This is a genomic window from Synechococcus sp. PCC 6312 (assembly GCF_000316685.1).
Taxonomy (GTDB): domain Bacteria; phylum Cyanobacteriota; class Cyanobacteriia; order Thermosynechococcales; family Thermosynechococcaceae; genus Pseudocalidococcus.
Genome location: NC_019680.1, coordinates 3,359,608 through 3,371,893 on the forward strand (window position 1 = coordinate 3,359,608; position 12,286 = coordinate 3,371,893).

The 12,286-nt window shown below is 50.8% G+C and carries 10 protein-coding genes; 5 read left to right on the top strand and 5 right to left on the bottom strand.

Annotation, left to right across the window (positions count from 1 at the left end; all coding sequences use genetic code 11):
* Positions 1 to 12: 12 nt before the first annotated feature.
* Together SYN6312_RS16335 and SYN6312_RS16340 are read left to right on the top strand one after the other, a co-directional pair.
* Entirely contained in the window at positions 13 to 285 is a 273-nt protein-coding gene (locus tag SYN6312_RS16335; RefSeq protein WP_041431723.1) for a hypothetical protein, read from the top strand.
* Positions 286 to 287: 2 nt separating this feature from the next.
* The gene (locus SYN6312_RS16340; RefSeq protein WP_015125998.1) at positions 288 to 1,376 is read left to right on the top strand and encodes an ArsA family ATPase; all 1,089 of its coding nucleotides are present in this window, start codon (positions 288 to 290) and stop codon (positions 1,374 to 1,376) included.
* Between the two features lie 22 nt (positions 1,377 to 1,398).
* Here the strand turns inward: SYN6312_RS16340 and SYN6312_RS16345 are convergent, their stop codons facing one another.
* Positions 1,399 to 3,687, bottom strand: a complete 2,289-nt coding sequence (locus tag SYN6312_RS16345) for a putative PEP-binding protein (protein WP_015125999.1) — start codon at positions 3,685 to 3,687, stop codon at positions 1,399 to 1,401.
* Between the two features lie 52 nt (positions 3,688 to 3,739).
* Entirely contained in the window at positions 3,740 to 6,022 is a 2,283-nt protein-coding gene (locus SYN6312_RS16350; protein WP_015126000.1) for a bifunctional (p)ppGpp synthetase/guanosine-3',5'-bis(diphosphate) 3'-pyrophosphohydrolase, read from the bottom strand.
* Positions 6,023 to 6,462: 440 nt separating this feature from the next.
* On the opposite strand from SYN6312_RS16350, the gene mazG reads away from it, so the two are divergent.
* The gene (mazG, locus tag SYN6312_RS16355) at positions 6,463 to 7,608 is read left to right on the top strand and encodes a nucleoside triphosphate pyrophosphohydrolase (RefSeq protein WP_015126001.1); all 1,146 of its coding nucleotides are present in this window, start codon (positions 6,463 to 6,465) and stop codon (positions 7,606 to 7,608) included.
* 38 nt (positions 7,609 to 7,646) lie between these two features.
* Here mazG and SYN6312_RS16360 read toward each other — a convergent pair whose 3' ends face one another.
* From SYN6312_RS16360 to SYN6312_RS16370, 3 genes are all read right to left on the bottom strand, one after another.
* Positions 7,647 to 8,180, bottom strand: coding sequence for a pentapeptide repeat-containing protein (locus SYN6312_RS16360; RefSeq protein ID WP_015126002.1), 534 nt, complete (start codon positions 8,178 to 8,180; stop codon positions 7,647 to 7,649).
* A 94-nt stretch (positions 8,181 to 8,274) separates the two neighbouring features.
* Complete coding sequence (gene mraY, locus SYN6312_RS16365; RefSeq protein ID WP_015126003.1) at positions 8,275 to 9,396, bottom strand: phospho-N-acetylmuramoyl-pentapeptide-transferase; 1,122 nt, start codon at positions 9,394 to 9,396, stop codon at positions 8,275 to 8,277.
* A 38-nt stretch (positions 9,397 to 9,434) separates the two neighbouring features.
* Complete coding sequence (locus SYN6312_RS16370; protein ID WP_015126004.1) at positions 9,435 to 9,683, bottom strand: DUF3134 family protein; 249 nt, start codon at positions 9,681 to 9,683, stop codon at positions 9,435 to 9,437.
* 164 nt (positions 9,684 to 9,847) lie between these two features.
* On the opposite strand from SYN6312_RS16370, the gene SYN6312_RS16375 reads away from it, so the two are divergent.
* The gene (locus SYN6312_RS16375; protein WP_015126005.1) at positions 9,848 to 11,578 is read left to right on the top strand and encodes an ABC transporter ATP-binding protein; all 1,731 of its coding nucleotides are present in this window, start codon (positions 9,848 to 9,850) and stop codon (positions 11,576 to 11,578) included.
* Positions 11,579 to 11,656: 78 nt separating this feature from the next.
* A complete protein-coding gene (locus SYN6312_RS16380; protein ID WP_216594160.1) occupies positions 11,657 to 12,280 on the top strand; it encodes a TVP38/TMEM64 family protein in 624 nt (207 codons plus the stop codon).
* The last annotated feature ends 6 nt before the right edge of the window (positions 12,281 to 12,286 follow it).

Consider the following 12,286-nt stretch of genomic DNA (forward strand, 5'->3'; position numbering starts at 1 on the left):
GAAATACTTGGCATGGTTGTTAGCCCCTCAACTCCCTTAAGCTGTCCCCAACTCCCCCTAGCGGTCTATCGGGAAGTCCAAGCTCATCTCGAACAATTGCCCGGAGTCACGGTCGAGCTTTTACCCCCCTTGCCCGGCCCCTTTGATTACCTGGCCAGCCAAATTGGTGGCATCCGGATTGAAACCCCAGAGTGTTTATCGGCTGAGGATGCACAATATTTGCAAGACATCCTCGACTATTACGCCCAACAGTTCGGGGCCTGGCAACCCTATGGAGAAAGCTAGTTATGCCCAAGGTCGTGGCCTTTTTAGGCAGTGATATTGAACCCACCGCTTACGCAGTCGCCCAAAGTCATGCCCAGGCCGGTCAAAAGACTTTAATCCTCGTTCCTACCCCTGGCATCCGGTTCAAACATCTCTGTGGGACTGAGTTTAACCCGCAACCAACAACCATTGCCCCAAATTTAGAGATTGTCGAGCTGCAAGCTATTCAAATCCTGAGCGGGGCCTGGGAAGAATTGCGGAAATTTGTCCGAGATTATGTTCCCGCTGATGTCCTAGGGAGTGAGGTCTATGCGGGAGAGCTGATGGTTTTACCAGGAATGGATTTATTTCTCACCCTAAATGCCATCCGCCAGTATTATCAAAATTCTGCCTACGATGTTCTAGTCTATGCCGGCATCGATCCAACCACCACCTTGCGCTTTATTGGCCTGCCCCATGCCCTGGCCTGGTATTATCGGCGATTTGGCCGCATTTTGGAAGACTTAGACCCAGTTAAAATTGCCAACGCCATTGGCGGCCCCCTGGCCACAGCCCTCTTAGCGGCCAACTTTGATACCCAAAAAATTTCTACGGCCCTCAGTCAAGGCAAAGAATGGGTTGAGCAGGGGGTAAACGCGGTGGGCGACCCTCAGCAGTTGCAGGTTTATTTAGTCACCTCCCCGGAATCAATGGCCATCCAACAGACCCAGTGGTTATGGGGCGCAAGTCAGCAAGTCCAAGTGCCTATTTCCCAAGTCTTGGTACCAACGGTTAACCCCGCTGCAATCGAGGCTGTAACGGCTGCCTTTAGCCCGCTGACTGTCCAAGGTTTAAGGGGTAATGACCGGGGCTTGGTTGATGTGGCCAGCTTGCCCAATTTAGACACCCCCCTCAAGGCTCCCCCCTGCCAAGAAATGAATGTGGCCCAACGGCAAATAAAGGTCTTTTTACCCGGCTTGGCTAAACACCAAGTTAAACTGACTCAATTTAATGGAGAAATCACTATCGAAGCTGCCGATCAACGCCGACATTTACCACTTCCCCCCGAGTTACAAAATCAACCCGTAACCGCAGGTAAATTTGAAGCCCCATACCTAATCATCAGTTTTTAGGCCTTTCAACCCAGGAGGGTGGCTAGAATCGTTCGAGGGTTTCCCAAGTGCGACCTAAGGCTTCGGGAGTGACGGAAATGCCATCAATGCCCAGGCCGGCCAACCATTCGACCCAATCGGGATAGACGCTGGCCGCTTCCCCACATAAACTACAGGCCAGGCCAAGGTTCTGAGCGGTCCGAATCAGTTGGCTAATGGCTGCTTTGACTGCCGGATGATTCTCATTAAACTGCTCGCCTAAGCTGGAATGCTCCCGATCCACCCCCAGAAGTAATTGGGTTAAATCATTACTGCCAATGGAAATACCCTTCACCCCCAGGCCAGCTAAATCTGTCAACATAAACAAGATGCCAGGCACTTCGGCCATGACCCACAATTCAAAGTCTGGAACACGGGATAGGCCCACCCAATTAAGTTGTTCCTGGCAAAATACGACTTCTTCACAACTGCGGACAAAGGGTAAAACGAAACGAATTGGGCCGGGATGCGAGTCATGAATTTGCTGTAGGGTAGCCAGTTCCAGTTGTAATAATTCCGGGTACAGACAACTGCGGGCCACGCCCCGTAACCCCAAAACTGGATTTTCCTCATCAGGTTCATACTGGTTCCCCCCGACTAACCCCCGTAGTTCATGGGAGCGTAAATCTAGGGAACGATAAAAAATTGGCCGGGGAGCAAAGGCCGCAAAGAAGGGTTCTAAGCCCTGCCTAAACCGAGCTTGAAGTTGAGCTTGACGATGTTCTCTAAACCAGAGAGTGGGATGTTGGCCGGACAAACGTTCCAAAAAAATATTTTCTGAGCGCAACAGGCCAATCCCGGCAATAGGCAGCTTGGGTAACTGTTCTAGGGCCTGGCTCTGGCTCAGGTTGACATAGAGTTGTGTCCGAAGGGTTGGCCTGGGGGTAGGCGGCGGTGGGCCGGAAGGTGGGGCAAAAAGTAGTGGCGGCCTGGGTTGGAGAACTGGCGTTATTTCCGTGACATGGGCAACATGGCCCGTTTGACCATCAAGGTATAAAACATCCCCATTGCGAATGTTCCGAGTTGCGTCCAAGACCCCAATCACCGCTGGCAGCCCCAATTCTCGCGCCAAAATTGCCCCATGAGATGCAAGTCCGCCTCGTTCACAGACCAGGCCCGCCGCCCCCCGCAACCCCGGCAACCATTCTGGATTAATGTTGACAACAACCCAAATAAATCCCGATTGCTGACTACCAAAATTAGGAGCGGCCATGGATTCTGTGATCACGAGGGCTGGGCCTAAGGCTTGGCCAGGTGTGGCGATGATCCCAGTGGCTAAGGGTTTGAGGTGGAGTTGGTGGGAGTTTGGCGGATGTTCGGGTAAGTGGTCACTCACGCGGCTAATCTGGGCCAGGCCGGTTTCTGTCGGAATTTGCCAACCGTAGCACAATGGTTTTGGTTGAATTGATCGGGGCAGGGTACTGAGGAGTTGGGTCAGGTTTTCTAGGTGGTCATCACTCAAGATCATGTCCTGGTCTATGGTTGCCGGGAGGGGCATGAGGGTGACTCCCAGGCCTGGGCTGAGGGTGTCGGCATGATCTTTTTGGCCCAGGTGAGTCTGGCGGAGTTTGAAGGTAGTGGCCTCCAAGTCATAGCGGTCAGGGGCCATAGTCGTCTCGCCATCGGCCAATCCAGGAACAGCCGTGATGTGCCAGACCCCAGCCGCAAAGGTGGCGCAACCTGTGGCAATACAGGGAGCAACCGACTGAATTAACACCTCCAGGCCCAGGTCAAGGGGATTAATCTGCCGCTGCTGCCATTGGATGAGATAGCGGGCCTGGAACATGTTGCCAAAGAGTTGCTCAAGGCCAAGTGAGAGTTGGTTCACCTCAACCACCAATCCCGGCCAAAAATCAGGGGGCAATTGTTTCTCTGGGCTAGGATGGCTGAAATAGGGAATCAGGCGTAAATAGTCACAGTTCCAGGCCTGGATCACCTGCATTAATGGCTCTAGCTCGCTGCCTGGTAATTCCGGAAAAGAGATTTGGAACTTTTCAGCAGCCTGTTGCCAAGGGAAATGAGCCGATGAATTCTTCAAGCTTGCCTGAAAACTGGCCCAAGGCTCTGCCAAACTGGCTCGATAAACCTCCCAGGCCCCGTTGAGTAAAATCGCACCCGCTGTCAACCTCACCTGATGCTGCTCAAGCTGGAGGAGATGTTGTAACGGCGGACTGAGGAGAAGCTGACCTACCGCGCCTTGGTTGAGGCAATCCTGACATTGAGCATCACGACTGACCAGGCCTGGAGCCAAGCATTGACAATCTTGATGGAGTTGCAAAAATGCGATTGTCACAGGCCCTAACTCAGAGTCGCCAAAACAAGAGATTTTCAGATCAGTAGAGCGATCACAATGCCGCTGAAGCTTCCACCGGAATCGTCAGATCCGCCCCAGATTTACTCCCCCCTGATGTTCCCTGTTGCCGCCGCCGCAGACTGACCACATCCGTAATTTTCTTAATTTGGGTAAAGGTCTGATCCAACTGATGGGCATCTGTAACATCAATACTGAGATCAATAATAGCTGTTTGTCCCGGAAAGGTTTTGACTTGGGCATTACTGACATTAATGCGATTATCAGTCAAGCGGATCAAAATATCCTTCAGGATACCCACTCGGTCAATTACTTCAATTTGGACATCCACAGAATAGGTTAGGGGACGATTGCTTTTAGTCTGTGGATTCCAACGCACCGGAATCAGCCGCTCACCGGGGATACTCTCCGCATTGGCACAGCCTTGGCGATGAATCGAAATTCCCCGACTCCCCAAAGTGACAACCCCAATAATTGGCTCTCCAGGGACAGGACTACAGCAACCCGCCAAGTGGTAAACCAGGCCCTCAATACCTAGGATTGGGGATTCACTGGCGCGCCCTGAGGGAGGTGGGATGACTTTCGGGCTACTGTGGGTGAGATTTATCAGGGCCTGGGTATCGGGTTCAACGGACTTAGCGGTTTCTCGCAGCCGATTAACGATCAGACTGAGGGTAATTTCCCCATAACCTAAAGCGGCCAAGAGATCATCCACAGCCTGGTAATTACAGCGTTCGGCCACCGCCTGCATCCGCGCCGATTTTAGCAGTGCATCCAGGCCCGACTTACCTAATTCATTCACCAGTAATTCTCGACCCCGCTGGATATTTTCCTCACGATGGGAGCGTTTATACCATTGGCGGATGCGGTTGCGGGCTGTCTCCGTCACCACGAAATTTAACCAATCCAAACTGGGATGGGCATTTTTCTGGGTGATGATATCAACAATATCCCCATTGCGGAGAATCGTATCTAGGGGGACGATGCGTTGATTGATTCTGGCCCCAGCACAATGATTCCCGACTTCCGTATGAATGTGATAAGCAAAATCTACTGGAGTTGCCCCTTGATGGAGGGATTTCACATCGCCTTGGGGAGTGAAGACATAAACTTCATTATCAAACAGATCATCTCGAACACTGTTGAGATATTCCTGGGCATCCTTCAGATCGTTTTGCCAATCTAACAATTGCCGGAGCCAGGTAAATTTTTCATCACGGGCATTCCACTTATTCGGCTGTGAACCCCCAGTTTCCTTGTATTTCCAGTGGGCCGCAATCCCGTTTTCAGCCACAGCGTGCATTTCTGTAGTGCGAATTTGGACTTCTAAGGGCTGTCCCCCCAGGCCAATGACCACCGTATGCAGGGATTGGTATTGATTCGGCTTTGGCAAGCTAATGTAATCCTTGAACCGGCCAGGCATGGAGCGAAAACAATCATGGACAACAGCTAAGGCCCGATAACATTCATCCTTGTTGGCGACTAAGACCCGAATACCTGCCACATCATAGATTTCATGGAACTCCTTTTGTTGCCGCCGCATTTTTTGATGAATACTATAGAGATGCTTCGGTCGCCCGGAAATTTCCAAATGTTCAAAGCCTAAGGTTCCCATGCGCTCTTGGAGTAGATTTAAAGCCTCCTGTAATTGCGCTTCCCGAATGGCCCGTTTATCAGCGACCAACTCTTGCATTTTGCGATAGGCTTCCGGCTCTAAATACTTGAAAGACAAATCTTCCAATTCCCATTTAAACCGCCAAATTCCCAGCCGATTGGCTAAGGGTGCGTAAATATCCTTGGTTTCTTGGGCAATCCGAATTTGCTTTTCCGGCTTGAGATATTCCAATGTCCGCATGTTATGGAGCCGATCCGCCAATTTGACGATGATCACCCGAATATCTTGGGCCATAGCCAAAAATAAATGGCGAAAGGTCTCGGCCTGGCGTTCCGTCTTGCTGGAAAAGTCAAAGTTAGACAGCTTGGTGACCCCTTCGACAAGGTAGCGAACTTCCGGACCAAATTGAACCTCTAGCTCCTCCCCCGTGACCACCGTATCCTCAATCACATCATGTAAAAATCCGGCAGCAATTAAGGCTGCTCCACCCCCTAAATCTCGCAATAACCCCGCCACCGCCACGGGATGGGCAATGTAGGGTTCCCCAGAAGCCCGTTTTTGCCCGGTGTGCAGATCGTAAGCAAAAGTAAAAGCTCGACAGATTAAAGATTGCCCGTCATCGGCATTGGGTTCCAGTAAACACGCTTGTAACCAATCAGGAACCAATATATCTGTGGGGACAGGGGGTGCCAATGCATTCATAGGAACTTGAGCAGGCCTGAGGTCATGTCATTTCATTGTATATAAATCTTACAATCTTGTATAGACTGATACACAAGCAATTCCAGACAGAGTACACTCCAAAAGGCATTGCGATGATGTCACTATATCTGGGGTTAAACAAGAGTGCCTTAACAATCGTTACTCGATAATTACAGCAGAGATTTCAATGGGTTAAGAATGCGCCAATCACACAGACGATGTTAAAAATGATCGGAATCGGGTAGGCATCGCCAGACAAGCTTGTTTTGCTGATTCGATATTGTTATCTGGGGCTGCACAGTTGGTAATCGCGACTTGCTAATCGTTAGAAACGATACATTTGAGCTATTTATCCAGCAGATTACGCCTCAGAAAACATGAGTCCAAGAAACCGATAAACTATAATTTTCCTAATCCGCATTGGAACCCAATTAATTCTTATGCTGCCAGGCCCCCTCCTCACCCAGTTACAGGTCTTGTCAGCAGCAACATTTATGGACCAGGCCGCTGATCTCAACCTAGCCCAGCCCTATCTGATCACCAATTTATTGGCGGGCGAAACATTACTCGAACTGGCCGATTTACTCCTGAGCCTCTATGCCCCGGACTATCCCATTACCTTGATCTTTTCTGACCAAACCAGCCAAACCCTCCCCCTCAAGACTTGGCTTGAGCAAGCAGACAGTCCTGTCCCCAGCCAAATTTACCTCCCCCCCCAACCGCCCCCTCCCTTGAGCGCGATCCAGGCCCTGGTTAACGTGGTGGTTCAACTGCGACACCCTGAAACAGGTTGCCCTTGGGATTTAGCCCAAACGCCGGAAACTCTGACTCCCTATGTAATTGAAGAAGCCTATGAAGTGGTTGCCGCAATTCAGGATCAAAATCCCCAGGCCATAGCCGAAGAACTAGGGGATTTACTTTTGCAAGTGATTCTCCAGGCCCAGATTGCCCAAGAGTCCGGTCAGTTCACCCTCCAGGATGTAGCCGCCCAGATTACCCAAAAACTGATTCGCCGTCACCCCCACGTTTTTGCTGAAGTTGAATTAACGACACCTGAAGAGGTGCGCCTCCAGTGGGAAACCATTAAAGCCCAAGAAAAAGGATACGATGGTGAACCCCCTCTGAGCCAAAAACTCGATCGCTATGCCCGCACCTTACCCCCGCTCCAGGCCGGGCTCAAAATTGCCGAAAAAGCCACCGCTGCCGGAATGACATGGCCGGATATTGCCGGAGTCTGGGAAAAATTTTATGAAGAGTTGGCTGAGTTTCAGGAAAGTTTATTGCAGGGGGGCCTGGAGGAGCAGGAGTCGGAGCTAGGGGATTTGCTGTTTACCGTGATTTGTTTGGCTCAAAAAAGCGAGTTGAATCCGATCAATGCCTTGCAGGGAACCCATCGCCGCTTTATCCAACGCCTGGAAAAAATGGAAGCAACCCTTGACCGCCCCCTTTCAGACTATAGCCTGGCAGAACTGGAAACCTTCTGGCAACAGGCCAAAAAAGCACTCCGTGACCAAGCCCAGATTTCATCCCCAGATATCCCTACCCCAGGCCCAGAAACGACTTCCCCTGAAGTGGCTCCAGAATGAGGCGAATCCTAGGGGGGCCTGGTTTTCAGCAGAAACGTCTAAAGATAGTCACACTCTAAGGTGTCATGGGTAGCCCGACCCGTTACAGGGTTCACCCCTTTGGCAACACTACACAGCATTTTCCGGGCATCTGGCCGTAAATCCACATCCGTAAAGTCTGCCCCGTCAATAATTGCCCCATCAAAAATTGTATTAAAGGCAAATGCGCCTTCTAAGTTGGCATCCGTTAAGTTGGCTTTGGTAAACCGGGCCGTATCCAGCGTGGCTACCCGTAAATCAGCCCCCGTCAAATCCGCCGTTTCCAAGTTGGCAGCAAAAAAGCTGACTCCCCGCAAATCCGTATGGCTGAGATTACTGTGGAACAAATTGGCTTTGGTAAATTCAGAATCTCGTAAGTCTTTCCCCGAAAAGTCAAAGTTAACCAAGGCTTCTTTAGTGTAGTTCTCGGCCTGGGCGGGAAGGGCAAACCCCAAAACCAGGAGCATGGCCAAGAGAAACGCAACAAAAATTGATCCGGCCTGGAACTTGAACCAAGCGGGAAAATGGATGGCAACCGCCGTGAAGTTCAACATGGTTTGCTCCGATGAGATGCTTCCCTAAACCCAATGTAGGCGCAGGGCGCACCGTTGTAAATTGCCAAAATTATCCAAGCCAATCAGGAGTTGCTTAATAAACTTGCTTGAAATTAAAGCCGAAACAGAGCAATACCAGGCCCCCGGCAATCAAATAAAATCTGGCAACTACTTGTAATTCTGTCCAACCACTCAACTCAAAATGATGATGAAGGGGGGCCATTTTGAATAAGCGTTTACCAATGCCATCGGGGCCTTTAGTGGCTTTGTAATAACTGACTTGGGCAATCACCGACAGGGACTCAGCAAAAAAGAGACCACTGAGGATAAATAACTCCCAGAGGTTTTGACTGACCAGGCCCAAACCAGCCAGGGCCGCCCCTAAGGCCAATGACCCGGTATCGCCCATGAACACCCGGGCCGGATTGTGATTATGCACCAGAAACCCTAAACAGGCCCCACTCAGACTGGCCCCTAAAATTGTCACTTCAGGATGTTCAGTCCCCCCCAAGACGGCTAATCCCATCAAGGCAATCGCCGCCGTTCCTCCCGCCAACCCATCCAGGCCATCGGTGAGATTTAGAGCATTTCCTTCTGCTGTACAGACAAAGATCCCTAGGGGCCAAAACAATAACCCCAAGGGTAAAAGCCAACCCCAAGGAAAATCAATCGTAGTCACTGTGGGATTTGCTGTAGCCAACCAAGCAGAAAACCCCGCCGCCGCCAGGCCCTCTAACAGTAACCGTAACTTGGCGGACATGCCTTGATTGGACTTGCGGACTAAAACTTGCCAATCATCCCACCAGCCAATCGCCCCAAAGGCCAAGGTTAATGCCGCAATTGCCAGGGCCGTGACTGGTATTTCCCCTTGAGTCACCCCAGCCCAAACTACCCCAACCCCCAGGCCTGTGGGAATCATAAAAATCCCCCCCATTGTGGGCGTACCCGTTTTCTTCAGGTGGGATTGGGGGCCATCTTCGCGGATAATTTGACCCGCTTTTAATTGCCGCAACAGAGGAACAACCCAAGCTCCAACCCAAGCGGTTAAGATAACTCCCAGGCCAAAGGGAAGACTGAGGGATTGTTGCCAATCAAACCCAGAACCCGTGAGGAAATCCAGTCCGAGAACCCAGAGTAATAAGGCGGCTAACAGGCCAAGAAACAGGCGTTTCCCTGTCCAAAACACTACAGGGGCGTGGGTTGCAGGTTGAGACATAGGAACAATGCCACGGAAAGAGGTGTCAACCTAATAGCTTACAGGTCATCATCCGCTTCGTCTTCCTCCTCAAAGTCGGCCACATCGTCTGGGGCAAATTCATCAATATCGCCAATTTCATCCAGGCCACCGCCGTCAATGATAATGTCTTTTTCAGCTTGATCCCGTTTAACCAGTCGTCCCGATTGCTCCAGCCAATCCAACACTGATAACTCGGGGCGAGCATGGGCTGCTAAATTCTTCTGTTCGAGGGGTTCTTCATACAGTGAAGGGTTGTTCAGGGGCATGATCTAAACTTAACCAAATAATTCGCCATTGCTTACCATAACAAAATCAGACTCCTCTGGCGGTGACTTAAACCGGCCAGTTCTCCCGATAAATTCTCCTCAATTTTGTCTATGGGGCAGGGTAGGCTGGGATGATGATGGGTGTGCTCGTAGCGTAACGTCCTTTGAAATCTAATTACCAAGCTCTGATTCCCTATCTCAAACCCCATTGGCGCACTATTGGTTTAGCCCTCGTCTTAATGGCTGGTTTTGTCGGCTCCGTACCCTTAATTGCTTACCTAGTCGGTCAAGCCGCAGCCCTGATTGGCGCAGGGGATATTCCCGGCCTGTTGCAATGGGTCGGGGGTGGGGCCTTGCTCTTTTTTATTCGGGGTCTCCTCCAGTTTGGGCAAGATACCTTAATGGCCCGGGCGGCTTTGGAGATGACCTTAGACATTCGCCAAAGTTTATATCGTCATTTACAGTTTTTAGGCCTGGACTATTTTGAAACGGCCGCCACCGGAGATTTAACCTATCGCCTCACGGAAGATGTGGATCGGGTTGGGGAAGTGGTTCATAAGGGATTTCATCAGTTTTTACCCGCCGCGTTGACGATGTTGACAATTTTGAGCTATTTGTTTTACCTCAACTGGCGATTAACGTTGGCAACCGCAATCGTGGCTCCCCTGATGGCTTCCCTGGTGGCCTGGTTTGGCGGCCGGATTCTCAACTTTTCGCGCCTGAGTCAAAACCGGATTTCCAATCTTTCCGCGCTCCTGACTGAGGTATTCAGTGGCATTCGTCTTGTCAAAGCCTTTGCGGCCGAAGAATATGAGATTCAGCGGTTTTACAAAGCAGCGGAAAAAAATCGCCAGGCCCGCTATGCTGCCGAACGAGTCAAAGCCATTCAACATCCTGTGGTTGGGTTTTTAGAATCCGTTAGTGTGATGATTCTGTTTCTGCTTGGGGCCTGGCAAATTGGCGCGAAGCAACTGACTGGAGCCGAATTTCTTAGTTTTGTCGCCGGGGTTGCCCTGCTTATTGATCCAATCAACGCAGTGACAGCTAACTTTAACGAATACAAACAGGCCGAGGCCTCTGTGGATCGGGTTTTTGAATTATTTCAACTCCAACCCAATGTCCAGGAGAAAAAACAGGCCCCGCCCTTGCCGCCACTATCGGGCAAGATTGAATATCGTCATGTCTCCTTTGCCTATCGCTCTGGACAGCCGGTATTACAGCAATTTAACTTACTCGCTCTCCCAGGCGAAGTCATTGCCTTTGTCGGTCATTCTGGGGCCGGGAAAACCACGATTGTCAACCTCCTACCCCGCTTTTATGATCCCCAGGCCGGATCAATTCTCATAGATGGGATTGATATTCGCGGGGTTAGTCTGAGGAGCCTCCGGCAACAAATTGGCATCGTCCCCCAGGAAACGGTCTTGTTTTCGGGAACCGTAGCTCAGAATATTGCCTTTGGTCAACGGGAGTTGGACTATGGGGCGATCCGGGAAGCTGCCAAAATTGCCAATGCCGACCAATTTATTGATCAACTGCCTGAGGGCTATGAAACTTGGTTAGGGGAGCGGGGGGTGAATTTATCCGGGGGACAACGTCAACGCCTAGCCATTGCGCGAGCCATACTGCTGAATCCGCGGATTTTAATTTTGGATGAAGCGACCTCGGCGCTGGATTCTGCTTCAGAAAGACTGGTTCAAGAAGCCTTAGAGCGGGCGATGCAGGATCGAACGGTATTTATCATTGCTCACCGACTCACAACTGTGCGCAAAGCGGATCGGATTTTGGTGATTGAACAAGGTCGGGTGGTGGAGTCCGGTTCCCATTATGAACTGATGAATCAAGACGGAGGGACTTCTCGCTATGCCCGCTTTTATGCCCAACAGTTACCCAATTAATGACTCATGCAACGCCTTCTAGGTATGTGTTCAAGGCTATGCCGAAAGCCCAAATTTTGGCTGCTGGTGCTGATCGGAATGATTTTAGCCGTCGTTTTAACTGGCCCACTACGCTGGTTATTTGACTACGAAGCTTTGGTGTCCATGATCAGGAGTTGGGGCCCTTGGGCAGTTGTCCTATTTGTCGGCTTATTTGCCCTATCTACAGTTGTGGGTCTTCCTGCCACTTTCTTTCCCATTGCTGGGGGGGCGATTTTTGGCCTGGTTTGGGGCAGTGTTTGGGCATTGACTGGGGCTACAGTGGGGGCAATGGGGGCATTTTGGTTAGCCCGCTATTTACTCCATGGCTGGGCGGAACGCAAATTTGGCAACCACAAGTATGTGGCCAAGTTCAACCAGGCCGTGCAGGCCAACCCCATTTCCTTTGTTCTGGCTGTCCGCCTGGCCCCCTTTTCTCCCTTTAGCTTTGTGAATTTTTTGTTTGGACTTACATCCATTGATACCTGGAGCTATGGCCTGGGAACGTTTGTGGGCTTGATTCCGAGTATTGTCCTCTATACCTGGTTTGGTGTGGCGGGAGATCAGTTGGTGGTGAGTGGTAATCCGGTGCCGATTATTTTGGTTAGCCTCGGCCTGGTGCTGTTGTCCATCTTACCCATCCTCTGGAAACGGTTCCGGGGGCAGCAAAGCTCCAAATCCTAGGTCAGA

Excerpts from the sequence above, each read along its gene's own strand:
- SYN6312_RS16360 (WP_015126002.1), bottom strand. The coding sequence starts at position 8,180 with ATGTTGAACTTCACGGCGGTTGCCATCCATTTTCCCGCTTGGTTCAAG.
- mraY (WP_015126003.1), bottom strand. The coding sequence starts at position 9,396 with ATGTCTCAACCTGCAACCCACGCCCCTGTAGTGTTTTGGACAGGGAAA.
- SYN6312_RS16335 (WP_041431723.1), top strand. The coding sequence starts at position 13 with ATGGTTGTTAGCCCCTCAACTCCCTTAAGCTGTCCCCAACTCCCCCTA.
- SYN6312_RS16340 (WP_015125998.1), top strand. The coding sequence starts at position 288 with ATGCCCAAGGTCGTGGCCTTTTTAGGCAGTGATATTGAACCCACCGCT.
- SYN6312_RS16380 (WP_216594160.1), top strand. The coding sequence starts at position 11,657 with ATGATTTTAGCCGTCGTTTTAACTGGCCCACTACGCTGGTTATTTGAC.
- SYN6312_RS16370 (WP_015126004.1), bottom strand. The coding sequence starts at position 9,683 with ATGCCCCTGAACAACCCTTCACTGTATGAAGAACCCCTCGAACAGAAG.
- SYN6312_RS16350 (WP_015126000.1), bottom strand. The coding sequence starts at position 6,022 with ATGAATGCATTGGCACCCCCTGTCCCCACAGATATATTGGTTCCTGAT.
- mazG (WP_015126001.1), top strand. The coding sequence starts at position 6,463 with ATGCTGCCAGGCCCCCTCCTCACCCAGTTACAGGTCTTGTCAGCAGCA.